The following is a 24317-nucleotide window of genomic DNA, read 5'->3' as shown; positions in this document are numbered from 1 at the left end:
GGCTGGGGACGGGGGTGGCGGGCGTAATGGCACGGACCATGCCGCGCGATCTGTATGAGGGCAGGGCACTGCGCCATGCCAACAGCCTGCTGAATATGGGTATCCTGATAAGCCCGCTGATCGCTCCCCTGATCGGAGCAGGACTGACCCGGCTGTTCGGCTGGCAGGCGTGCTTTGCGTTTCTCCTGCTGCTGTGCCTGATGGTCAGCGGCGCCATTCTGCGATGGATGCCGGAAACACGCCCGCAGACCGTGCAGCCTCGCCCGCTATTTTCACGCTATCGTCCCCTGCTGGCCGACAGCAGCTTTGTACGCTATCTGGTGATTCTTATCGGCGCGCTGGCCGGTATTGCGGTATTTGAAGCCAGCTGCGGCGTATTGATGGGGGGCGTTCTGGGAATGAGCAGCTTCGCCGTCAGTCTGCTGTTTATCCTGCCGCTGCCGGCGGCGTTTTTTGGCGCCTGGTTTGCCGGTAAAAGCGATAAGCCCTTCACCACCATTATGTGGTATGCGGTGAACAGCTGCCTGCTGGCAGGCGTACTGATGTGGCTCCCTGGCTGGCTGGGCGTCATGAATCTGTGGACGCTGATTGTGCCCGCCTCGCTGTTTTTCTTTGGCGCAGGCATGCTGTTTCCGCTGGCCACAACCGGAGCGATGGAGCCCTGGCCCTATATGGCGGGCACCGCCGGAGCGCTGGTCGGTGGGCTGCAGAATCTGGGATCGGGGCTGACTGCCTGGCTTTCTGCGCTGCTGCCGCAAAACGGGCAGTTCAGCCTCGGGATGTTGATGTTTGCGACTTCGCTGTTAATTCTGTTCTGCTGGCTGCCGTTGTCGAAGCGTCCGGAGCCGCAGACCGTTTGACGCTCAACCAGCAACGCCGGAGCCAGCAATCAGCGGCTGGCCCCGGCGAGTGGATTACAGAATAAACGGATGAAGATTGTCGTCTTTACGGTCGAGATAGTGAATGGACTGGATACGGCGAATGGTGCGTGATTTACCGCGGATCAGCAGCGTTTCTGTGGTAGCCATATTGCCTTTCCGGGTGATGCCCTTCAGCAGATCGCCGCTGGTGATACCGGTGGCGGAAAAGATCACGTTATCGTTGCGCGCCATCTGATCGAGCAGCAATACTTTCCCGGCATCAATGCCCATTTCATGGCAGCGCTGAACTTCCTGCTCGCCCAGACGACGGTTTTCCGCCGTATCGCCTTTCACCTCATGACGAGCCAGTAAACGGCCCTGCATATCGCCATCCAGCGCGCGGATCACCGCAGCAGAGATTACGCCCTCCGGAGCGCCACCGATACCGTACATCACATCCACTTCACTGTCCGGCATACAGGTAAGAATCGAGGCCGCTACATCGCCATCCGGGAAGGTAAATACGCGTACACCAAGCTGCTGGAGGCGGGCAATCACCGCATCGTGGCGCGGCTTGGCCAGCAGCGTGACGGTCAGCTCGCTGAGCGGCTTGTCGAGCGCGGCAGCAATGCGCTGCAGGTTCTCTTCCAGCGGAAGGTTCAGGTCGATAGCGCCTTTCGCGCCGGGGCCGACAACCAGCTTTTCCATATACATATCGGGGGCATGCAGGAAGGTGCCTTTATCGCCGACCGCCAGCACCGCCAGTGCGTTCGCCTGGCCCAGAGCCGTCATACGCGTACCTTCGATCGGATCAACGGCAATATCCACTGCATCGCCATTGCCGCTGCCCACTTTTTCGCTGATGTACAGCATCGGCGCTTCATCAATTTCCCCTTCGCCAATCACGATCTGACCGTCAATATCCACCTTGTTGATCATAATGCGCATGGCGTGTACCGCCGCGCCATCGGCCGCATTTTTATCGCCGCGCCCCAGCCATTTATAGCCAGCCAGCGCCGCCGCTTCGGTTACGCGTGAAAATTCAATTGCCAGTTCTCGTTTCATGACGTGCCTCGGAAAAGTGATGAGGCGGGAAGTTTATCACAGGCGGGGAGGGGAGGAGGTGCCCGCAGTCGGCGACTGCGGGCGGGTAAATCCTTAGTTGTCCTGATCTTCCCACGCCTGAGCGCGGGCAACGGCTTTCTTCCAGCCCGCGTAAAGCACGTTACGCTGGGTGGTTTCGATGCCAGGGCGGAATTCACGCTCGATAACCGACTTGGCGCGAACCTCTTCCAGATCCTGCCAGAAGCCTACCGCCAGTCCTGCCAGATACGCCGCACCCAGCGCGGTCACTTCACGGACTTCCGGGCGCTCAACGCGGGTCCCCAGGATATCCGACTGGAACTGCATCAGGAAGTTATTGGCAACGGCACCGCCGTCCACGCGCAGCGACTGCAGGCGGGTATTGGCGTCATTCTGCATCGCTTCCAGCACGTCGCGAGTTTGATAGGCGATCGACTCCAGCGTGGCACGAATAATGTGGTTGGCATTTGCGCCACGGGTCAGACCAAAGATCGCGCCGCGTGCATACGGGTCCCAATAAGGAGCGCCCAGGCCGGTAAAGGCCGGAACCATATAGACGCCGTTGGAATCCTTCACCTTGGTAGCAAAATATTCTGAATCAGCAGAATCGCTGATCAGCTTCATCTCGTCACGCAGCCACTGAATGGATGCACCACCGATAAATACGGCACCTTCCAGTGCATAGTTTACTTCGCCGCGTGGACCGCAGGCGATGGTGGTCAGCAGGCCGTGGGTTGAGGCCACCGCTTCTTTACCGGTGTTCATCAGCATAAAGCAGCCGGTGCCGTAGGTATTTTTTGCCATACCCGGCTGCACGCAAAGCTGACCGTACAGAGCTGCCTGCTGATCGCCAGCGATACCGGCGATAGGAATACGGGTACCGCCTTTACCACCGATGTTGGTCTGGCCGTACACTTCTGAGGAGGATTTAACTTCTGGCAGCATTTCACGCGGGATGTCGAGGATGTCCAGCATGCGCTGATCCCACTCCAGCTTGTGAATGTTAAACATCATGGTGCGTGAGGCGTTAGTGAAGTCGGTGATGTGCACCCGTCCCTGCGTCATTTTCCACACCAGCCAGGAATCGACGGTGCCGAACAGCAGCTCGCCACGGCGGGCACGCTCACGTGAACCTTCTACATGATCGAGTATCCACTTCACTTTGGTCCCGGAGAAGTACGGGTTAATCACCAGACCGGTGGTGTGCTGGATGTACTCTTCCAGGCCTTCTTTCTTCAGTTTTGCACAGTAATCTGCGGTACGCGGGTCCTGCCAAACGATGGCGTTATAGATTGGCTTACCGGTTTCTTTATCCCAGACGATGGTGGTTTCGCGCTGGTTGGTGATACCAATGGCGGCGATCTCATCAGAACGGATGTCCGCGTGTGCCAACACTTCAACCAGGGTTGAACTTTGTGACGCCCAGATATCCATCGGATCATGCTCAACCCAGCCCGCTTTCGGATAAATTTGCTGGAATTCGCGCTGCGACACGGCAACGATGTTGGAATCATGATCCAGAATTACCGCACGTGAGCTGGTAGTTCCCTGGTCGAGTGCGACGATATATTTTTTTTCTACGGTCATAATGTCTTCCTGATGAGTTCGAGAGTTATACCCGCCGAAGCGGGTATAGCAGGATTACGCTTTACGCTGTGCAGCGCGTTGCACCACTTCATCCTTTTTTACCGCAGTCTGGCCCGGCAGATTGCGGCCAATCAGAGAACGGTAGCCAAATGCGCCAACGATTGCACCGAGCATCGGTCCGAAGATTGGCACGAGGAAATAAGGAATATCGCGACCGCCGGTGAAGGCCATGCTGCCCCAGCCTGCGAGTGATGCGAACAGCTTAGGACCGAAATCACGCGCCGGGTTCAGAGCAAATCCAGTCAGCGGGCCCATTGCTGCACCAATCACGGCAATCAGCAGACCGATCAACAGCGGTGCCAGAGGCCCGCGTGGAAGACCGTTGCCGTCATCGGTCAGGGCCATAATCAGCGCCATCATTACGGCGGTAATCACGGCTTCAACCAGGAACGCCTGCCCCACGCTGATATGCGGGTTTGGATAGGTTGAGAACACGCCAGCGACATCCAGGCTTTCTACGCTACCGCGTACCAGCTGATGAGTCTGTTCGTAGTCGAGGAATAAATTGTAGTAGAGCCCATACACCAGCGCAGCCGCGCAGAACGCGCCGGCTATCTGAGAAATGATGTAGGGGAGCAATTTACGTCCTTCAAAATTGGCAAATAACCACAGGGCAATACTGACAGCAGGATTCAGATGCGCACCGGAGATGCCCGCGCTGAGGTAGACCGCCATGGCAACGGCGACACCCCACACGATGCTGACTTCCCACTGGCCAAAAGCGGCACCAGCGAGTTTTAACGCAGCGACACAGCCTGCACCAAAGAAGAGGATGGTCGCGGTGCCAAGAAACTCGGCGATGCATTGTCCTTTAAGTGTGCTTGTTGCATGACTCATGTTGAAATTCCTGAAGGCGAGTTAAGAGTTTACTATCATCGTTTTTCTCATTCCCTGAGCCGCCCAAGTCTTTTGTAGGGCTGATGTGAATTTATCGTTAACGAGCATAAACGAGAAATAGCGAAATCAAAAGTTGTGTACTGCGTCATAAAAATGAGCGAATTCGCGTATTTCAGGGTGCTTAAAATCACTGTACTGCGCGTTTAAGCGGTAACGAAATGCGCAATTCATTAACCTCGGCCCCACCTTATTGCGTGAATATGTTACGCAAACCAGGTCTACGCTGAAAATTGTTACAGACTGCACCCCAACAGGCTTAGCTGCTGGACTTGCTATGCGCGTCTACTTACAATCGAAGAATCGTTGTTATCCGCGGAATGTCGGTTCACTCCTTATCCCTGCGGCTAGCATCATCAGCGCCCTGCGATTAGGAGAGGTTATAGATATGTCATTTGAAGTATTCGAGAAACTGGAAGCAAAAGTGCAGCAGGCGATTGATACCATCACGCTGTTGCAGATGGAGATCGAAGAGCTTAAAGAACAGAACGGAAATCTGAATCAGCAAATTCAACATGCTGCTGGTAATAGCGAAGCGCTGGTGCGTGAAAACCAGCAGCTAAAGGAAGAGCAGCATGTGTGGCAGGATCGCCTGCGTGCGCTGCTGGGTAAAATGGAAGAAGTGTAAGACTTCACTTTTTATTGAAGTGAGTCTGCAGAGAGCGGGTGCCAGCGGCACCCGTTTTTGTATCCGTTATTCGAGATCGAGCGGGTCTTCTGACAGGATCATACCGGTGTTATCGGCGTAGAGATGATCGCCAGAGAAGAAGGTAACGCCACCGAAATTAACGCGCACATCGCTTTCACCAATCCCTTCTCCGGCAGCACCGGCAGGAATGGCAGCAATCGCCTGAATGCCGATATCCAGCTCTTCCAGGTCGTCTACCTGGCGTACTGAGCCGTAGACCACGATGCCTTCCCACTCATTTTGTACTGCCAGCCTTGCCAGTGCGGCATCAACCAGCGCGCGACGCACGGAACCGCCACCGTCGACCAACAGTATCCGGCCCCGGCCGTTTTCCTCCAGCAAATCATAAAGCAGACCGTTGTCCTCGAAACATTTTACCGTAATGATTTGCCCACCAAACGAGGTGCGGCCACCAAAGTTTGAGAAGAGCGGTTCAACGACATTCACGTCTTCGTGATAGATGTCGCACAGTTCTGAGGTATCGTATTTCATAGGGATTTCGTCTGTTTGCTACAGGGAGCTTAAGTATATCGCTTAATCGTCACTGTTGGCAAAATCATCAATTGTTAAAAGTTACGATGGGTCAAGTACATCGCGATTAGCTCAACAGCAGTCCAATGGCAAACAGCACGTTGATCAACAGCGCCGTTTTGACCGTTCTGACCAACAGCGGACGCATTGCCATTGCGCTGGATTCATGTATGACATAACGCGCCTGCTGCCAGATAAGGGGCACCGCCAGCAGGAACAGCCAGCCGAAGGGCTGCGGATTATTCATCAGTGTAAACAGCGTGAAGCTGGCTATCGCGCCCGCCAGCAGCAGGACATGATAGTGCCGCGCGCGCCGTGGACCGAGGCGAACTGCCAGGGTGAATTTGCCGTTTTGGCGATCGTTTTCGATATCGCGCATATTGTTGGCGTTAAGCACCGCCGTTGCCATCAGACCACAGCCGGTGGCGGGCAGCAGTGGTAGCAAATTAAATTGGTGAGTTTGCAGATACCAGCTGCCGATAACGCCAAGCCAGCCAAAGAAAATCATCACCGATACGTCACCCAGGCCAAGATAGCCGTAGGGTTTTCTGCCCACCGTATAGGCGATAGCGGCAACGATTGCCAGTGCGCCAAGCAACAGAAAGCCCAGCATGTCGCTCAGGGTTTTGCAGGACCTTATCAGCAGCATAATACCGCTCAGCATTGATAGTGCCACGGCGAGAGCCATTGCCATCCGCATCTGCTGCTGGGTTATTGCCCCTTTTTGCATACCGCGCAGAGGGCCAATACGCGCCGGCGTATCGCTGCCTTTTACCGCATCGCCATAGTCGTTTGCCAGATTAGAGAGAATTTGCAGCAGCACGGTGGTTAACAGTGCCAGCAGTGCCGTCGTGAGATTGAATGAACCCTGCCACCACGCCAGCGCGCTGCCGGTAATTATCGATGCGCAGGCCAGCGGGAGCGTGCGCGGGCGCAAACTCTCAATCCATGCCTGTGGGTGACTGATTGGGGTAGCCAGCTGGCTGTTGTCGGTCATAGGCAGGCCTCTGCTCTGATTGGCGGGTCCGGAAAAGCCGGATCAACGTTTTAGAAGCAGTGTAAGGCGCTTAGTGCCCCCAGGAATTAACCCTGGTCAAGTTGGCTGGAAATTTAACCAAAAAAAACGAGGGCCATATACTGGCCCCCGTAGTACGGCAGTTCACCGTCGTTACAGAATAAAGCGGCTCAGATCTTCGTCTGCAACCAGTTCATCCAGATGCTTACTGACATACTCGGCATCGATGGTGATCGACTGACCGTTCAGATCGCTGGCGTCATAGGAGATTTCCTCCATCAGGCGCTCCAGTACGGTATGCAGGCGGCGTGCACCGATATTCTCAGCGGTTTCGTTCACCTGCCAGGCGGCGGCGGCAATTTTGCTGATGCCGTCTTCGGTAAAGTTAATATCCACGCCTTCAGTACCCATCAGCGCTTTGTACTGCACGGTGATCGACGCGCTCGGTTCCGTCAGGATGCGTTCGAAGTCATGCGTGGTAAGCGCCTGTAACTCAACGCGGATCGGCAGGCGTCCTTGAAGCTCAGGGATCAGGTCTGACGGGCTGGCAACCTGGAATGCACCCGAGGCGATAAACAGAATGTGGTCAGTTTTCACCATGCCGTGCTTGGTCGAAACGGTACAACCTTCTACCAGCGGCAGCAGATCGCGCTGTACACCTTCGCGGGAAACGTCAGGACCTGAGGATTCGCCGCGCTTACAGACTTTGTCGATCTCGTCGATAAACACAATACCGTGCTGCTCTACGGCTTCGATGGCATCCTGCTTAAGTTCTTCCGGATTAACCAGCTTGGCGGCTTCTTCTTCCACCAGCAGCTTCATCGCATCTTTGATTTTCAGCTTACGCGGCTTCTGCTTCTGGCCGCCGATATTCTGGAACATCGATTGCAGCTGGCTGGTCATCTCTTCCATGCCCGGAGGTGCCATAATTTCAACACCGGCGGAAACAGCGGCCAGATCGATTTCGATTTCTTTATCGTCAAGCTGACCTTCGCGCAGTTTCTTGCGGAATGACTGGCGTGCGGCAGACGGTTCGGCAGGCGCTTCCGCCTGGCCCCAGTTGTTTTTAGCCGGGGGGATCAGCACGTCAAGAATGCGGTCTTCTGCCATTTCTTCAGCGCGGTAGCGATTTTTTTCAATCGCTTGGGAGCGAACCATTTTAATCGCCGAGTCGGTCAGATCGCGGATGATCGAATCCACTTCTTTACCTACATAGCCCACTTCGGTGAATTTAGTGGCTTCCACTTTGATGAATGGCGCATTGGCCAGTTTTGCCAGGCGACGGGCAATTTCGGTTTTACCGACGCCGGTTGGGCCAATCATCAGAATATTTTTTGGCGTGACTTCATGGCGCAGCTCTTCGTCCAGCTGCATACGGCGCCAGCGGTTACGCAGGGCAATCGCCACAGCGCGCTTGGCGCCGTCCTGGCCGATGATGAATCTGTTCAGTTCGCTGACGATTTCGCGCGGGGTCATTTCAGACATAAATTGGGTCCTTACGCTTTAGACGCTAATTCTTCGATGGTGAGGTTGTGGTTGGTATAGATGCAGATATCACCTGCAATACCCAGCGCTTTCTCCACAATATCGCGCGCGCCAATGTCAGTGTTTTCCAGTAATGCACGAGCGGCTGCCTGTGCGTAAGGTCCACCTGAACCGATGGCAATCAAATCGTTTTCTGGCTGGATAACGTCACCGTTGCCGGTAATGATCAGCGAGGCATTTTCATCGGCGACGGCCAGCAGTGCTTCAAGCTTGCGCAGCATACGGTCGGTGCGCCAGTCTTTTGCCAGCTCAACCGCGGCTTTCACCAGGTGGCCCTGGTGCATTTCCAGTTTGCGTTCAAATAGTTCGAAAAGGGTGAAAGCATCTGCGGTACCGCCAGCAAAACCGGCAATGACTTTGTCATTGTAGAGACGACGCACTTTTTTAACGTTGCCTTTCATTACGGTATTACCGAGGGTAGCCTGGCCATCGCCGCCAATTACTACCTGGCCGTTGCGTCGTACACTTACTATTGTTGTCACGGGCGGACCCCTTGTTGCAGTTGGTGAGGTCCCCGCACTTTTCGTGCGGGGACACTGATGCAATCTGATATGGGGCGGCTTTTAGGGGTTTCAACCCCCAATGGCGAGAGGAATGCAATTTGAGTGGCCGGAACCACGAAGATTTTTCAGCGCGCTATCAGCGGCGGCACGGTTGCCATACGGACCAATCACCACGCGGTTCCAGCCGCCGCCGGTGGTAATGCGGCTTTCGAAACCTTCAAAGGCCAGCGCTGCACGAACGGACTCCGCCTGGTCAGTTCCTTTGAAGGAACCACACTGCACCATCCAACGCTGCTGCTTCTCTTTTTCGGCTTCTTTCGGCTTCGTTTCAGCTTTTGGCTGAGCAGCAACTTCCTGCTGCCGTGCTGGTTCACGGGTGACAGGGGTTATCGGTGCCGGTTTCTGCTGAGCCTGGTTTTGCTGCTGCGCGGCTCGCTCGGTCTGTTGCGTCTGCTGCTGGGTTCGCACCTGCTGCTGATTTTGCTGTACCGGCTGGGCCTGCTGCGTTCTTGCAGGTTGCTGATATGCCTGCACCGGTTGGTTTTGCTGGGTTCTTACCGGCTGCTGCTGAACCTGCTGCGGCATACGTGACTGCTGCTGTAGCTGATTCTGACGCTGTATGGTCTGCTGGCGTTGAGCTGGGGTTTGCTCATTCCACGGCACCTCATTCAGCTGGGTTGGCTGCTGGCGCATATCGGCCTGCATTTGCTCCAGCAGCTGCCTCTGTTCGTTAGTCAGCTGTGTCTGCGAATGGGCTTCACCGCCGGATGAAGGTTCTGTCGGCGTAGGCACACCTATCTGGCGATTTTCTAACTCTTTGATATAGCGCCAGCGTTCCTCGGGTTTCGGCGGCAGGCCGTTACCGGTGGTTTTATGATCGGTGATGACGGGGGTGTCTTCTTTTTTATGATGCGCAATAAACCACAAACCACCGACAAAGGTGACGAGGACTGCAACGGCCAGCATGGTCATAAACTTTGATACGCCTGAGCCACCGCTGCGCTTTTTACTGCGACTGTTGGTCTTGCGACGCGTCCCTGTCGAACGCCCGCGGCCTACATAATCTTTTTGTGCCACTATCGTTCCGTTAATAATCAATGAAAGAAGACCGGGCAAAATCGCGATGGGCACCCGGCTACAGCCCGTCATGTTACTTAAGGGTCGGAAGTTTGACCAGCGGCGATCTTACTAAGAATCCGCTGATTTTGCGCCAGGTCGCAGTTGGCGAAAATCACCATTACACAATATGTTAATCTTCATCGCGCAGTGAGGGTGCCGTACTACCGCGGATTTTTAACTCAAAATCCAGTAGACGAGAGCCAACATTTACCATCCGCCCCTGAAGCTGTTCCAGCAAGAGTAGCATCGCTTCGCGCCCAATGTTAAATCGCGGCTGCGCAACGGTGGTCAGCTGCGGATCGCTGTAGCGTGATAACTCTATGTCATCAAAGCCAATAATAGACAGATCCTTTGGGATTTTCAGGCCCATATTCTTCGCCTGCGACATCGCGCCCAGCGCCATGATGTCGCTGTGGCAGAACAGGGCATCGGGTGGTTTTGGCAGCGCCATCAGCTTTTTCATCGCCTGCGTCCCGGCGTCAAAAGTAAAATCACCGCGCACGATATACTGGGGGTCCACGCTCATGCCGCTGCGGCGCAAGGCCTGAATATAGCCCTGCAGGCGATACTGACACAGTGGCATATCTTCCGGTCCTGATATGCAGGCGATACGGCGGTGGCCCAGCTTTTGCAGATGGTTCACCGCTTCGAACGCGGCGGTCAGGTTGTCGATATGCACGGTGGGCAGTTCAAGCTCTGGTGCAAATTCGTTGGCCATCACCATCGGCGGCAGGTTGCGTTGTTCTTCCAGTCCGGCTTCAAAAGGTAGCTGCGATCCCAGCAGTACCATGCCGTCGATTTGACGCGTCAGCATTAAATTCAGAAACGATTTTTCCTGCTGATTCTGGTGGGCGCAGTCGCCAATCAGAACCAGATAGCCCTGATCTGCGGCAACAACCTCGATCCCGCGAATCATTTCACTAAAAAACGGGTCGCAGATATCCGGCACGATAACCAGAATAGTCCGTGATTCGCTACGCCTGGCGCTGCGCGTCATTGAATGCGGGGAATAACCGACGGCAATCACCGCCTGTTCAACTTTACTGCGTGTCGCGGCGGAGACCTTTTCCGGGTTCATCAGGGCACGGGAGACCGTTGCCGTTGATACGCCTGCTTTTTCAGCTACGTCCTTCATGGTCGCTGCTGTTGTCTCTTGATTGTGCTCCAACGCTTTTCTCCTCACGCCAGCCGAAGCTGACCTGACTAACGGGTGATAATGTGCTCTTTCAGTGGCGGGCCGCGTATCCCTTTGCTGACCATTGCGCATTTTTACAGATGCAGCGAACTGCTGTTACTTAATTTGCATAAAAAATGTGACTTGTGCGACTTTTTTCGATCTACGCCGCAACTTTGCCATGCAAACGTTTCCGTCTTCCGCTTCTGTGCGACCAGTGCCGGTGAATTAGCCCTCCGCGGGATCGATATCCAATGACCATTTCACTTTGCGCGACTGGGGGAGTGTACCGATAAGCGGCAGACTGGATTTAATCAGCCGCTGCAGAACGGAGCGGGAAGGGTGTTGCAGCAACAACTGCCAGCGGTATCGACCGCTTCGCTTGGCCTGCAGAGCTGGCACCGGCCCCATCACCCAGAATCCGTCATCATTCAGCGGGCTGGCTTCCAGCAGGTTGCGCAGCTGCTGAAGGAACAGAGAAGCCTGTTGATTATCGTGATCCTCCGCGCGGAACAGCGCGTGGCTGGTAAAAGGCGGCAGAAATACGCTTTTGCGCTCGCTGAGCGCCTGTTTAGCAAAGGCATCGTAGCCCTGCTTCAGCAGCGTTTGCAGTAAAGGGTGGTCCGGGTGATGGGTCTGCAACAGCACTTCCCCCTGTTTGCCCGCCCGTCCTGCTCGCCCTGCTACCTGAGTGTAGAGTTGGGCAAAGCGCTCGGCGGAGCGGAAATCCGCAGAGAACAGCGCGCCGTCAACGTCGAGCAGGGAGACCAGCGTGACGTCAGGAAAGTGATGCCCTTTCGCCAGCATCTGCGTGCCAACGAGAATACGCGCCCCGCCACGATGTACTTCTGCCAGCTGCTGCTCCAGCGCGCCCTTACGGCTGGTGGTATCCCTGTCGATACGCGACAGCGGCACGTCGGGGAACAGTGTGCTGAGGTTATGTTCCAGCTGTTCCGTACCCAGCCCGACGGGCACCAGATGCGTCGATCCACACTGGGGACACTGATGCGGTATCGGGCGCTGACTATCGCAGTGGTGGCAGCGCAGCTGGCGCTGATTCTGATGCAGCGTGTAGTAGCGGTCGCAGCGCTGGCATTCAGCAATCCAGCCGCACTCGTGGCACAGCAGTGCGGGGGAGAATCCCCGGCGGTTGAGGAACAGCAGAACCTGATTATCCGCCTTTAAGTGCTCGCCTATTTTTTTAATCAGCAGCGGAGATAAGCCGCCCTGGAGCTTCATGCCTTTCAGGTCGATCAGTAACTGCGTGGCGCGCGTGGCATTTCCGGCGCGTTTGCTGAGGTTGAGCAGGTGATATTTGCCCAGATGCACGTTGTGTAACGTTTCCAGTGCAGGCGTCGCGGACCCCATCACCACCGGTATATCTTCCTGTCGGGCACGCAGCACCGACAGATCGCGGGCGTGATAGCGCCAGCCCTCCTGCTGTTTGTAGGAGCCGTCGTGTTCTTCATCAATAATGATGGCGCCCAGTCGGGCAAACGGCGTAAACAGCGCCGAACGAGTACCGATAACAATCGCCGTTTCGCCGCTGCGGGCCCGCAGCCAAACCGCCAGGCGTTCGCTGTCGTTCAACCCGGAGTGCAGGACATCCACCGGGGCGTTAAAGCGTTCACGAAAACGGGCGATAGTTTGCGGTGTCAGGCCAATTTCCGGCACCAGCACCAGCGCCTGGCGGCCGTTAGCCAGAATGTTTTCCAGCACGCTGAGATAAACTTCGGTTTTCCCCGATCCGGTGATCCCGTCCAGGAGCCAGGCGGAGAAGCGATCGTCGGCACTGCGAATAGCGCCAACCGCGGTCGCCTGCTCGGTATTTAATCGCAGCCGTTCACCGCAGATGGCAAAGGTTTCGCGCCAGTCCTGCATCGCACGGGTCACTGCATGAAGTTCGCACAGTCCTTTGGCCCTCAGCGCCTGCAGCGTTGCTTCGGTGATGTCGTGCTGGCTGACCTCATGTCGGTACAGCGTTCGCTGGCGCAGAGCGGCCAGCGCCTGCTGCTGTTTGGGGGCACGCTTCAGGCTTTCCGGCGGCGTGGCGCGGCCCTGCTCTGTGATTGCCCACTGCCAGATTGGCGCCTCTTCCGCGGCTTTTCCCTGCCGCAGCAAAACCGGCATGGCATGGAACAGTACTTCCCCCAGCGGGTAATGGTAATAGTCCGCCGCCCACAGCAGGATATGCCATAAAGAAGGCGAGAACAGAGGGGTACTGTCCAGCACCTCATGTACGCTTTTCAACTGGTCGCGAGGATAATCGCTGTGTTCGCCAATGCTGACCACGACGCCAATCGCTTTACGTTTGCCGAACGGCACGCTGACGCGGCCACCGGGAACGGCATGGCTGAGGTGGGGAGGCAACAAATAATCAAAGTTGCGCGCAAGTGGAACGGGCAGTGCGACCTGAACAACGGGCATGGCTTCATCCGGGTGAAAAACAGGGCCATTTAGTGTACACTGTGTCGTTCGCAATGTGCGGATCCGATTGCAGCGTACGGTTGATTTCTGTATAATTCGCCGCCGTTGATACGGTATTTTGTATCGCGATGCCCGTAACCTTCGAGGTTTGGGTATATCACCTGACTATTAATCTTCGTGTGGTGCCGGTGCAGGAAACATTCCTGGCGCGGGAGAGCGACACGGCCTTAACTGAGGTTTCCCATGAAAAAAGGTATTCACCCAAATTACGTTGAAATTACTGCTAAATGTTCTTGCGGTAACGAAATCAAAACTCGTTCTACTACGGGTCGCGATCTGAACCTGGATGTTTGTGGCGAATGTCACCCGTTCTACACTGGCAAGCAGCGTGATGTTGCTACCGGTGGACGTGTTGACCGCTTCAACAAGCGTTTCAGCATCCCTGGCAGCAAATAAGCAGCCAGCCAGAAACGGTCAACGTTTCGGATGCACGAACAAAAAAACCAGCTCAGGCTGGTTTTTTTGTCTCCGGAATCAGGAGGACTTCGCGTATTTCAGCACGTCACCCTGCCAGCCTTTTTGGGCATAGTTTTGCAGATGGTCAATACGTTTGACCGGTTGACCCGCCGAGAAGTTAATCTCTCCCAGTTTTACCATCACCTCTGATGGCGCAAAGACCGATTTAAAGTGATATTCACCGTGGCTGAGATCGGCAATGGTCGTCCAGTAGGTTGACGTACCTTTATTCTCCTGTGGGAACTTCGAATATTTTGCGTACGCATCGGTGATCGATTTCACCATCGGATCGCTGGCGTCCGGGTAGTTAATCGGGAATGCCGCATTGTTGACTACCGACAGAATAAATCCCTGAGCCTGTGCTTTATTATCCGGCTGCGGGATATTTTTTACACCGATACTGGTACGTACAAAACGGTCTTCCGCGCTTTGCGTACCGGGAATGTGGTTTTCGTCGACACCCTGGTATTTTTTCAGATTTGCCAGCTGGCGATCGTATGACGGCGGATTGGTCATCACACGATAGTCGCGGTTGTGGTAAATGTTGACCTTACCGTTGTCGATTTCAATGATTGCAGAGTCACCGGTGACGTCTTCCAGCGCGATATGTTTCGTATCCGATGCGTAATCAATCGGCAGCTTTTTGGCGACCAGACGAACATCTTCTAAACCCTTCACTGCTTCATCAACCGTGGCGAAATTGTCCAGCAGATAGCTGAGCCATGCGCGGCTATCGAGTTCGGGCTTATCCTTGTTGTTATCCGCCTGGACCTGTTTCCCGTTGGTGTAATATTGCGTGTGCCCCGCCAGGCCTTTCTCATTCATGCCATCCATTGGAAAAACACCATCAGCATAAATGACTACACTACCGTAGCGTGTTTTCCACTCTTTCGCGCCGGGTCCGTCACTGCCTGTGTGCTCAATTCCTCGTGGAGTAATCACCAGGGAAGGATCGACCGGGCCGAAGAAATCAAGATTACGTGCGCTGACCATATAGCCCGGATAGGTATTTAAAAATGCGCGGGTGCAGGCGCTGGCGCTGCCTATGGTCGCGATGGCCAGGGATGCACCCATTGCTACAGCCACCAGGCTGGATAATGTTTTATTCATCTTATTTCTCCTTTTGCTCACTGATGGCCAGCATAGCCAGCACGTTTAAAAGGAAAGAGTCGACAACTGAGGGATTTTCCCCCTTCGGTATTTTTTAAGCAGGGAGCTTATGGCCATTAATTTTTCACTGGCGCAAATCGAAGCATTTGCCTGCGTGGTGGAGTCCGGCAGCATTACGCACGCCGCTAAGCGGATGAACAAAGACCGCACAACCGTCAGCGAGCTGCTGGACTATCTGGAACTGGATCTGGGCTATGCACTGTTCGATCGGCACTGCCGGCCGTTTGCTCTGACCGAGCGCGGCGGCCTGCTTTATCGCCGGGCTCGGCTGTTTTTGAACGAAGCCCAGGCGTTCAGCTATCTGGCCATGCAGCAGCAGAAGCAGCCACCGCAAACGCTGACGCTCAGTTACGATATTTTCACTCCGCGTACGCTGCTGGCCACGCTGGCGGAGGAATGTCGTTGCCAGGGCGTTCAGCTCAATCTCTGTTATCAGGACCGCCATGAGGCCGAGCAGGCGCTGCAAAAAGGCGAAAGCGATATTGGCATTTATCAGGCGGTCAACAAATCCGTCAGTGAGCGCTTTAAGTGGCGGGCGGTGGGCAGTATCGAAATGGGGGTCTATGCCAGCCCCTCACTGTTCGCGCATCGGCCCGTCAGCCAACTGTCGCTGACGGCCTGCAATCAGCTGATCCCGAATAAGGGTCTGGAAGACCATCTGGCGCGTCGCTTACAGATCGCCGATCGCGTGCAGTTTGTGAATGATGCGATGCTGCTGGAATCCCTGCTGGGCAATGGCGCAGGCTGGGCCTTTCTGCCAGCACATGTGCTGGACGGCAGGAAAAGTCATATTGAGCGGATTGAAACTGAAATGGGTAACAGCGGGATAGTGCATACGATGGTAGCCATCTGGCAGCCGGGGCAGGCCGGGCACCCGATCTTAAATCAGGTGCTCGACCGAATAACCGAGCTGTTTGCGGCGGGTTAATACTCCCAGGTGTCAGGATCGACGCCCATTTCCCGCATAATCGCTTTTGCTTCTTCAGGGATCTCGTCGCTGCGCTCTTTACGCAGATCCACATCATCAGGCAGAGGCTGTCCGGTGAAGGCATGCAGGAATGCCTCACACAGCAGTTCGCTGTTGGTGGCATGACGCAGGTTGTTGACCTGGCGACGGGTGCGTTCGTCGGTCAAAATTTTAAGTACTTTCAACGGAATAGATACCGTGATTTTCTTAACCTGTTCGCTCTTCTTACCGTGTTCAGCGTAAGGGCTGATATATTCGCCGTTCCATTCAGCCATGGGTTACCTTAGTCATTATCAAAATTTAGATGAGAAATGCCGAAATTCGGCCAATTATGCCCGAAGTTGGTGTGTATCACACTGCGATAACACAACTTTCTGTAGGGGATATCGGCATAATTTTAGCTGTTATTGGCCCATTGCTCAATCTATACGCAAAGACATTTAGATGTCCAGATGTATTGACGTCTATAGCTACCCTGTTTACTCTATAGCCCTTCTCTCTTTTCAGCAGGAATTTATGCACCATGACGCGTAAACAGGCAACCATCGCAGTGCGCAGCGGATTGAATGATGACGAGCAATATGGCTGCGTTGTCCCACCGATTCACCTTTCCAGCACCTATAACTTTCTCGATTTCAACCAGCCGCGCGCGCACGACTATTCGCGCCGTGGGAATCCGACCCGTGATGTGGTGCAGCGTGCGCTGGCAGAGCTGGAAGGCGGCGTGGGTGCGGTACTGACCAATACCGGCATGGCGGCGGTGCATCTGGTGTGTACCGTATTCCTGAAGCCGGGCGACCTGCTGGTGGCTCCGCACGACTGTTACGGCGGCAGCTATCGCCTGTTTGACAGCCTGAGCAAACGCGGTGCCTATCGCGTTAAGTTTGTCGATCAGGGTGATGAAGCTGCGCTTCAGGCTGCGTTGGCTGAGAAGCCGAAGCTGGTGCTGATTGAAAGCCCGAGCAACCCGCTGCTGCGCGTGGTGGATATTGCTGCGATCTGTCAGGCGGCGAAAGAAGCCGGTGCGATCAGCGTGGTGGATAACACGTTCCTCAGCCCTGCGCTGCAGAATCCGCTGGCGTTGGGCGCAGACCTGGTGCTCCATTCCTGTACTAAATACCTTAACGGCCACTCTGATGTGGTTGCCGGCGCGGTGATTTCAAAAGATCCGCAGCATGCGACCGATCTTGCGTGGTGGGCGAATAATATTGGCGTGACCGGCGCTGCATTTGACAGCTACCTGCTGCTGCGCGGCCTGCGCACGCTTGATCCACGTATCGCGGCGGCACAGCGTAATGCACTGGCGATTGTTGAGTATCTGAAACAACAACCGCTGGTGAAAAAGTTGTATCATCCTTCTCTGCCGGAAAACGCAGGACATCAGTTCGCGGTGAAGCAGCAGAAAGGCTTTGGTGCGATGTTAAGTTTTGAGTTTGATGGCGATGAAGCAACACTGCGCCGTTTCCTCAAGGCGCTGGAGCTGTTTACCCTGGCGGAGTCGCTGGGTGGCGTGGAAAGCCTGATTTCGCATACTGCAACGATGACGCATGCCGGAATGTCGGCAGAAGCCCGTGCCGCGGCAGGAATTTCCGAGACGCTGCTGCGTATTTCGGTAGGAATTGAGGATCACGAAGATTTAATCGCCGATCTGGATAATGCATTCCAGATTGCGGCCAAGAGGTAAGCATGAGTCATTCAGCAGTGGCAGAGGTGGGCAGTTCACGGCAGTTGCACAAATTTGGTGGCAGTAGCCTGGCGGATGCCAAATGCTATCTGCGCGTTGCCGGTATCATGGCGGAGTATAGCCAGCCGGGCGACCTGATGGTCGTTTCTGCGGCAGGAAGCACCACTAACCAGTTGATCAGCTGGCTCAAACTGAGTCAGAGCGATCGGCTGTCTGCGCATCAGGTACAGCAGGCTCTGCGTCGTTATCAGAGCGAGCTGATTAGCAGCCTGTTACCGCCGGAAACCGCTGACCCGCTCATTGCTGAATTTATTCACGATCTGGAAAAACTGGCCGCGCTGCTCGACGGTGTCATCAATGATGTCGTTTATGCAGAGGTGGTCGGGCACGGTGAAATCTGGTCAGCACGGCTGATGTCGGCCGTGCTGAGACAGCGCGATATTGATGCCAGCTGGCTGGATGCGCGCGATTTTCTGCGTGCCGAGCGCGCTGCGCAGCCGCAGGTAGATGAAGGCAAATCATTGCTGCTGCTTCAGCAGCTTATCGCTCAGCATCCCTCGCAGCGTCTCGTCGTCACGGGTTTTATCTGCGCCAACGATGCCGGTGAAACGGTGCTGCTGGGGCGCAACGGCAGTGACTATTCTGCAACCCAGATTGGTTCACTGGCCGGCGTGTCACGCGTAACGATCTGGAGCGATGTGGCCGGTGTTTACAGTGCTGACCCGCGGAAAGTGAAGGATGCCTGCCTGCTGCCGCTGCTGCGTCTGGACGAAGCCAGCGAACTGGCACGTCTCGCCGCACCGGTGTTGCACACGCGTACACTGCAGCCGGTATCCAATAGCGATATCGATCTGCAACTGCGCTGTAGCTATCAGCCTGAACAGGGCTCAACCCGTATTGAACGCGTTCTGGCCTCCGGGACCGGGGCGCGCATTGTGACCAGCCATGATGATGTTTGTCTGATTGAGTTCCATGTGCCTGCGCATCATGACTTTGCGAAGGTACATAAGGAAATCGACCATCTGCTCAAACGCGCCCAGGTTCGTCCGCTGGCGACGGGAGCTCACCCCGATCGCAATCTGCTTCAGCTGTGCTACACGTCAGAGGTCGTCAACAGTGCACTGACGCTGTTGGAAGATGCGGCTCTGCCCGGACGCTTACAGCTGCGGGAAGGGATGGCGCTGGTGGCGATGGTGGGGGCGGGCGTGTGCCGCAATCCGCTGCACAGCCACCGCTTCTGGCAGCAGATGAAAGATCAGCCGGTCGAGTTTATCTGGCAGTCGGAAGAGGGTATCAGCCTGGTGGCGGTACTGCGCGTTGGTCCGACCGAGCATTTGATTCGCGGCCTGCATCAGACCCTGTTCCGTGCGGAGAAGCGCATCGGGCTGGTGCTGTTTGGTAAAGGTAATATCGGTTCGCGCTGGCTGGAACTGTTCGCTCGCGAGCAGGAAACACTTTCCGCGCGTACCGGTTTTGAATTTATTTTAGCGGGCGTGGTGGACAGCCGCCGCAGCCTGCTGAGCTACGACGGGCTGGAAGCCAGTCGGGCACTGGCTTTCTTTGAAGAGGAAGCGGTGGAGCAGGATCAGGAATCGCTGTTCCTGTGGATGCGGGCTCACCCGTTTGATGACCTGGTGGTGCTGGACGTCACGGCCAGTGAATCGCTGGCCGCACAGTATCTGGATTTCGCCAGCTACGGTTTCCATGTGATTGGTGCAAATAAGGTGGCAGGCGCATCCAGCAGCGACGCGTATCGCCAGATTCGCGATGCCTTTGCGAAAACCGGGCGTCAGTGGCTTTACAACGCCACCGTGGGGGCCGGGCTGCCGGTGAATCATACGGTGCGTGACCTGCGTGAAAGCGGTGACAGTATTCTGGCGATCAGCGGTATCTTCTCCGGCACGCTTTCCTGGCTGTTCCTGCAGTTTGATGGCACGGTGCCGTTTACCGAACTGGTGGACCAGGCATGGCAGCAGGGGCTGACCGAGCCAGATCCGCGTGTCGATCTGTCCGGCCAGGACGTGATGCGTAAGCTGGTGATCCTGGCGCGTGAAGCCGGTTACGACATCGAACCGGATCAGGTTCGCGTAGAGTCGCTGGTTCCGGCGGGCTGCCAGGCTGGTTCGGTGGATCATTTCTTCGAAAACGGCGACGCGCTCAACGAGCAAATGCTGCAGCGCTACGAGGCGGCTCAGGAGATGGGGCTGGTACTGCGCTACGTGGCGCGCTTTGATGCCAACGGTAAGGCCCGCGTTGGCGTGGAGGCGGTTCGTGCCGATCATCCGCTCGCCGCGCTGCTGCCGTGCGATAACGTCTTTGCGATTGAAAGCCGCTGGTATCGCGACAACCCGCTGGTGATCCGCGGTCCCGGTGCCGGTCGCGATGTGACCGCCGGAGCCATTCAGTCGGATCTGAACCGGCTGGCGCAGTTGCTGTAGTGTTAACAGCGTGCTGATGGCCGAATATCATCAGCACGCTCTTTTTAAACAAAAAAGACCCCATTCTTGCCCTATTCACAAGTCATCCGGCAGCATAGCCGATCGGGGTGACGGGCTGTGTTATCCGACCGCTCTGAACCGCTGAATTTACTGATTAACCCATCATGAATTTCCCTCATCTTCGTTGAGGATTTGTCACGGCATGTCATCATTTAACTGTTGACTGAATGTACAATTTCCGTCATTTTGAATGTCTGGACGTCTAAATGGATAGACGTTTAACGGCAGCGATAGAATCAATAGCGATCGATGAGGTAACGGGTATGAGTTTTTTCCATGCAAATCAGCGCGAAGCACTAAATCAGAGTCTTGCCGAGATAAACGGACAGATTAATGTCTCTTTTGAGTTCTTCCCGCCGCGCACCGCTGAAATGGAAAATACCCTCTGGAGCTCTATCGATCGTCTGAGCAGCCTGAAGCCGAAGTTTGTCTCCGTCACCTACGGAGCCAACTCCGGCGAGCGCGACCGCACCCACAGCATCATTAAAGGCATTAAAGATCGCACCGGCCTGGAAGCCGCACCGCATCTGACCTGTGTCGATGCCACTCGTGAAGAACTGCGTACCATTGCGCAGGACTACTGGAATAACGGCATCCGCCATATCGTTGCTCTGCGCGGCGATCTGCCTCCGGGCAGCGGCAAGCCTGAAATGTACGGGGCAGACCTGGTAGCGCTGCTGAAAGAGGTGGGTGATTTTGATATTTCCGTTGCGGCCTACCCGGAAGTCCATCCTGAAGCGAAAAGCGCTCAGGCTGATCTGATTAACCTGAAGCGTAAAATCGATGCCGGTGCGAATCGGGCGATTACCCAGTTCTTCTTCGATGTGGAAAGTTACCTGCGCTTTCGCGACCGCTGTGTATCGACCGGGATTGATGTTGAGATTGTGCCGGGTATTCTGCCGGTATCCAACTTCAAACAGCTGCAGCGCTTTGCCACTATGACCAACGTGCGCGTGCCGGGCTGGATGACCAGCATGTTTGCAGGGCTGGATGATGATGCTGAAACGCGCAAAATGGTGGGTGCCAATATTGCGATGGATATGGTGAAAATCCTGAGCCGGGAAGGGGTGAAAGACTTCCATTTCTATACGCTGAACCGCGCGGAGATGAGCTACGCCATCTGCCATACGCTGGGCGTTCGCCCCGGCGTGAATGCCAACGTGGGCTGATATGCTGTAAACCGGGTTATAGCATGCAAAAAAACAGGACGCTGAGCGTCCTGTTTTTACATCGGCGATGCGTTAAACCGGGCGGGGTCTCCGCCCTTGCAACCTAGCCGGTGTTACGCATACCTGCCGCCACGCCGGCGATAGTCACCATCAGGGCCTGCTCAACGTGCGCATCCACTTCGCCGCCGTTGGCTTCCTGCTGACGCGAACGGTGCAGCAGTTCCGCCTGCAGCACGTTCAGCGGGTCGGTATAGACGTTACGCAGCGCGATGGACTCAGCAATCCACGGCTGGTCGGCCATCAGATGCGAGTCATTAGCGATGGTCAGTACCGCTTTAATATCGGAATCCAGCTGGTCACGCAGCTGTTTGCCCAACGGCCACAGAGACTCATCCACCAGACGCTGATCGTAGTATTCCGCCAGCCACAGGTCCGCTTTGGAGAACACCATCTCCAGCATGCCCAGGCGGGTTGAGAAGAACGGCCAGTCGCGGCACATGGTTTCCAGCTGTTCCTGATGGCCTTCTTCCATTGCTTTTTGCAGACCGGCACCGGCACCCAGCCAGGCTGGCAGCATCAGGCGGTTCTGCGTCCAGGCAAAGATCCACGGAATGGCGCGCAGCGACTCTACGCCACCGGTCGGGCGACGCTTCGCCGGGCGGGAACCCAGCGGCAGTTTACCCAGCTCCAGCTCCGGCGTGGCCGAGCGGAAGTAAGGCACGAAGTCAGCGTGCTCGCGCACGTAGCCGCGATACATTTTACAGGACACATCAGACAGCTGGTCCATGATGCTGCGCCATTCGGCTTTAGGTTCCGGTGGTGGCTGCAGGTTGGCTTCCAGAATTGCACCGGTGTACAGCGACAGGCTGCTGATGGTGACTTCCGGCAGGCCAAACTTAAAGCGAATCATTTCACCCTGTTCGGTGACGCGCAGGCCGCCTTTCAGGCTGCCCGGAGGCTGAGATAGCAGGGCAGCGTGCGCAGGGGCACCGCCACGGCCGATACTGCCGCCGCGCCCGTGGAACAGCGTCAGGGTAATTCCGGCTTTCTCACAGGTTTTGATCAGCGCATCCTGGGCCTGATACTGTGCCCAGCTTGCAGCCATCACACCCGCATCTTTCGCGGAATCTGAATAGCCAATCATCACCATCTGCTTGCCCTGAATGATGCCGCGATACCAGTCGATATTCAGCAGCTGGCTCATCACATCGTTAGCGTTATTCAAGTCGTCCAGGGTTTCAAACAGCGGGGCTACCGGCAGGGTGTAAGTAATTCCGGCTTCTTTCAGCAGCAGGTGGACGGCCAGCACGTCGGACGGCGTTTTCGCCATCGAAATAACGTAAGCGGCGATCGAGCCTTTCGGTACATCGGCAGCCACGCGGCAGGTATCCAGCACTTCTTTGGTGTCGGCGCTTGGCTCCCAGTTACGCGGCAGCAGCGGACGTTTGGAGTTCAGTTCGCGGATCAGGAAGGCCTGCTTGTCGGATTCTGACCAGCTTTCATAGTCGCCAAGGCCCAGGTAGCGGGTGATTTCAGCGATGGCTTCGGTATGACGGGTGCTTTCCTGACGCAGGTCGATGCGCACCAGCGGAACGCCAAAGCATTTCACGCGGCGCATGGTGTCCAGCAGCTGGCCGTTGGCAATAATGCCCATGCCGCAGGCCTGTAGTGACTGATAGCAGGTGTGCAGCGGTTCCCACAGCTGATCGTTGGAGATCAACAGGTCTGCCGGACGCGGTAAACGCTCGCCTTTCAGGCGGCGCGCCAGGTAAGCCTGGGTGCTGGTCAGCTGGCTGCGAAGATTTTTCATAATCTCGCGGTACGGCTCCAGCGCGTCCGGATTGCCGCACAGCTCGCGTACTTCCGGCGTACATTCGGACATCGACAGCTCGGAGATCAGTACGGCGATATCGCGCAGGAACAGGTCGGTAGCTTTCCAGCGGCTCAGCTGCAGCACGTGGCGAGTAATATCGGCGGTCACGTTCGGGTTACCGTCGCGGTCACCGCCCATCCAGGAGGTGAACTGCACTGGTACGAAATCAACCGGCAGCGTGTAGCCGAAGGATTCTTCAACCTGCTCGTTCAACTCACGCAGGAAGTTAGGCACACCTTCCCACAGACTGTTTTCGACTACCGCAAAGCCCCATTTGGCTTCATCGATCGGCGACGGGCGATATTTGCGAATTTCATCGGTGTGCCAGGCCTGCGCAACCAGCTGGCGCAGGCGGCGCATGATTTGTGCACGGTCATAGTCAGAAAGATCGTTGTGATCCAGCTGCTTAAGGCAGTTGTTCACCTCAACCAGTTTGTGGATCAGCGTACGACGGGTGATTTCCGTTGGGTGAGCGGTCAGAACTAATTCCAGCGACAGGGATTCAATCGCCTCGCGAATGTTAGCTTCGGTCAGGTCCGGCTGTTGCTTCAGGCGTTCAAAGGTTTTCGCCAGCATCTCCGGATGATTTGCCCCTTCGCCCTTTGGCGAAATGGTGTGGTACTGCTCGGCAACGTTGGTCAGATTCAGGAACTGACTGAACGCGCGTGCAACCGGCAGCAGCTCATCGTTGGACAGATTTTGCAGCGTTGATAACAGCTCTTGACGGTGGGCATCATTTCCCGCACGTGATGACTTAGAGAGCTTACGGATAGTTTCCACCCGATCGAGAATGTTCTCTCCCAGTGCATCCTTGATGGTATCCCCGAGCAGCTTGCCGAGCATACTGACATTACTTCGCATTGCGGAATATTGTTCGTTCATATGACCCCTGACACCCTCTTTCTTGTACTTGTAACTTTATTTCACCCTTGTGGGTATAACGCAGCCTTTTAT

At 55.7% G+C, this 24317-nt stretch carries 20 protein-coding genes; 7 read left to right on the top strand and 13 right to left on the bottom strand.

What is annotated here, in order from left to right; all coding sequences use genetic code 11:
- Positions 1–860 (top strand): MFS transporter (locus IBT47_RS25340; protein WP_200563870.1); only part of this gene is annotated, 860 nt, incomplete at its 5' end.
- Between the two features lie 54 nt (positions 861–914).
- Here the strand turns inward: IBT47_RS25340 and glpX are convergent.
- The 3 genes from glpX to IBT47_RS25325 form a co-directional block, all read right to left on the bottom strand.
- On the bottom strand, positions 915–1925 hold the full coding sequence (glpX, locus tag IBT47_RS25335) for a class II fructose-bisphosphatase (protein WP_200563868.1): 1011 nt from the start codon (positions 1923–1925) through the stop codon (positions 915–917).
- Positions 1926–2018: 93 nt separating this feature from the next.
- Complete coding sequence (glpK, locus tag IBT47_RS25330) at positions 2019–3530, bottom strand: glycerol kinase GlpK (RefSeq protein ID WP_200563866.1); 1512 nt, start codon at positions 3528–3530, stop codon at positions 2019–2021.
- Between the two features lie 54 nt (positions 3531–3584).
- Complete coding sequence (locus IBT47_RS25325; RefSeq protein ID WP_105594486.1) at positions 3585–4427, bottom strand: MIP/aquaporin family protein; 843 nt, start codon at positions 4425–4427, stop codon at positions 3585–3587.
- Between the two features lie 445 nt (positions 4428–4872).
- Here IBT47_RS25325 and zapB point away from each other — a divergent pair, with 445 nt between their 5' ends.
- The gene (zapB, locus tag IBT47_RS25320; protein WP_105594487.1) at positions 4873–5112 is read left to right on the top strand and encodes a cell division protein ZapB; all 240 of its coding nucleotides are present in this window, start codon (positions 4873–4875) and stop codon (positions 5110–5112) included.
- A 66-nt stretch (positions 5113–5178) separates the two neighbouring features.
- Here zapB and rraA read toward each other — a convergent pair whose 3' ends face one another.
- From rraA to priA, 7 genes are all read right to left on the bottom strand, one after another.
- Positions 5179–5664, bottom strand: coding sequence for a ribonuclease E activity regulator RraA (gene rraA, locus IBT47_RS25315; protein ID WP_105594488.1), 486 nt, complete (start codon positions 5662–5664; stop codon positions 5179–5181).
- Positions 5665–5770: 106 nt separating this feature from the next.
- Positions 5771–6700: a 1,4-dihydroxy-2-naphthoate polyprenyltransferase gene (locus IBT47_RS25310; protein ID WP_200563864.1), complete on the bottom strand. Its 930-nt coding sequence runs from the start codon at positions 6698–6700 to the stop codon at positions 5771–5773.
- A 171-nt stretch (positions 6701–6871) separates the two neighbouring features.
- Positions 6872–8203 carry an HslU--HslV peptidase ATPase subunit gene (gene hslU, locus IBT47_RS25305; protein WP_200547993.1) on the bottom strand — a complete coding sequence of 444 codons (1332 nt, stop codon included), beginning with the start codon at positions 8201–8203 and terminating at the stop codon, positions 6872–6874.
- Positions 8204–8214: 11 nt separating this feature from the next.
- A complete protein-coding gene (gene hslV, locus IBT47_RS25300; RefSeq protein ID WP_105594491.1) occupies positions 8215–8745 on the bottom strand; it encodes an ATP-dependent protease subunit HslV in 531 nt (176 codons plus the stop codon).
- 90 nt (positions 8746–8835) lie between these two features.
- Positions 8836–9843, bottom strand: coding sequence for a cell division protein FtsN (ftsN, locus tag IBT47_RS25295; RefSeq protein WP_200563862.1), 1008 nt, complete (start codon positions 9841–9843; stop codon positions 8836–8838).
- 172 nt (positions 9844–10015) lie between these two features.
- Positions 10016–11053 (bottom strand): DNA-binding transcriptional regulator CytR, encoded by a 1038-nt coding sequence (gene cytR / locus IBT47_RS25290; protein ID WP_105594493.1) that lies wholly within the window; start codon positions 11051–11053, stop codon positions 10016–10018.
- Between the two features lie 234 nt (positions 11054–11287).
- Positions 11288–13486, bottom strand: a complete 2199-nt coding sequence (priA, locus tag IBT47_RS25285; protein ID WP_200563860.1) for a primosomal protein N' — start codon at positions 13484–13486, stop codon at positions 11288–11290.
- 243 nt (positions 13487–13729) lie between these two features.
- Between priA and rpmE the strand changes: the two genes are divergently transcribed.
- The gene (gene rpmE, locus IBT47_RS25280) at positions 13730–13942 is read left to right on the top strand and encodes a 50S ribosomal protein L31 (protein ID WP_105594495.1); all 213 of its coding nucleotides are present in this window, start codon (positions 13730–13732) and stop codon (positions 13940–13942) included.
- A 78-nt stretch (positions 13943–14020) separates the two neighbouring features.
- Here the strand turns inward: rpmE and IBT47_RS25275 are convergent, their stop codons facing one another.
- Positions 14021–15112: a linear amide C-N hydrolase gene (locus IBT47_RS25275; protein WP_200563858.1), complete on the bottom strand. Its 1092-nt coding sequence runs from the start codon at positions 15110–15112 to the stop codon at positions 14021–14023.
- A gap of 109 nt (positions 15113–15221) precedes the next feature.
- On the opposite strand from IBT47_RS25275, the gene IBT47_RS25270 reads away from it, so the two are divergent.
- Positions 15222–16100: a LysR family transcriptional regulator gene (locus tag IBT47_RS25270; RefSeq protein WP_200563856.1), complete on the top strand. Its 879-nt coding sequence runs from the start codon at positions 15222–15224 to the stop codon at positions 16098–16100.
- Here IBT47_RS25270 and metJ read toward each other — a convergent pair.
- Positions 16097–16414: a met regulon transcriptional regulator MetJ gene (gene metJ, locus IBT47_RS25265; protein ID WP_013200201.1), complete on the bottom strand. Its 318-nt coding sequence runs from the start codon at positions 16412–16414 to the stop codon at positions 16097–16099. The two genes, IBT47_RS25270 and metJ, sit on opposite strands and share 4 nt — an antisense overlap.
- A gap of 248 nt (positions 16415–16662) precedes the next feature.
- Here metJ and metB point away from each other — a divergent pair, with 248 nt between their 5' ends.
- From metB to metF, 3 genes are all read left to right on the top strand, one after another.
- Positions 16663–17823 carry a cystathionine gamma-synthase gene (gene metB, locus IBT47_RS25260; protein ID WP_200563854.1) on the top strand — a complete coding sequence of 387 codons (1161 nt, stop codon included), beginning with the start codon at positions 16663–16665 and terminating at the stop codon, positions 17821–17823.
- A 2-nt stretch (positions 17824–17825) separates the two neighbouring features.
- Positions 17826–20261 (top strand): bifunctional aspartate kinase/homoserine dehydrogenase II, encoded by a 2436-nt coding sequence (locus tag IBT47_RS25255; RefSeq protein WP_200563852.1) that lies wholly within the window; start codon positions 17826–17828, stop codon positions 20259–20261.
- A 323-nt stretch (positions 20262–20584) separates the two neighbouring features.
- A complete protein-coding gene (gene metF / locus IBT47_RS25250) occupies positions 20585–21490 on the top strand; it encodes a methylenetetrahydrofolate reductase (RefSeq protein WP_105594501.1) in 906 nt (301 codons plus the stop codon).
- A 103-nt stretch (positions 21491–21593) separates the two neighbouring features.
- On the opposite strand, the gene ppc is transcribed toward metF, so the two are convergent.
- On the bottom strand, positions 21594–24245 hold the full coding sequence (gene ppc, locus IBT47_RS25245) for a phosphoenolpyruvate carboxylase (protein ID WP_200563850.1): 2652 nt from the start codon (positions 24243–24245) through the stop codon (positions 21594–21596).
- Positions 24246–24317: the final 72 nt, after the last annotated feature.

Source organism: Erwinia sp. S43, from assembly GCF_016624745.1.
GTDB classification, from domain to species: domain Bacteria; phylum Pseudomonadota; class Gammaproteobacteria; order Enterobacterales; family Enterobacteriaceae; genus Erwinia; species Erwinia coffeiphila.
Note: the sequence above shows the minus strand (reverse complement) of the source record. Positions and strands in the feature narration are given on the sequence as shown.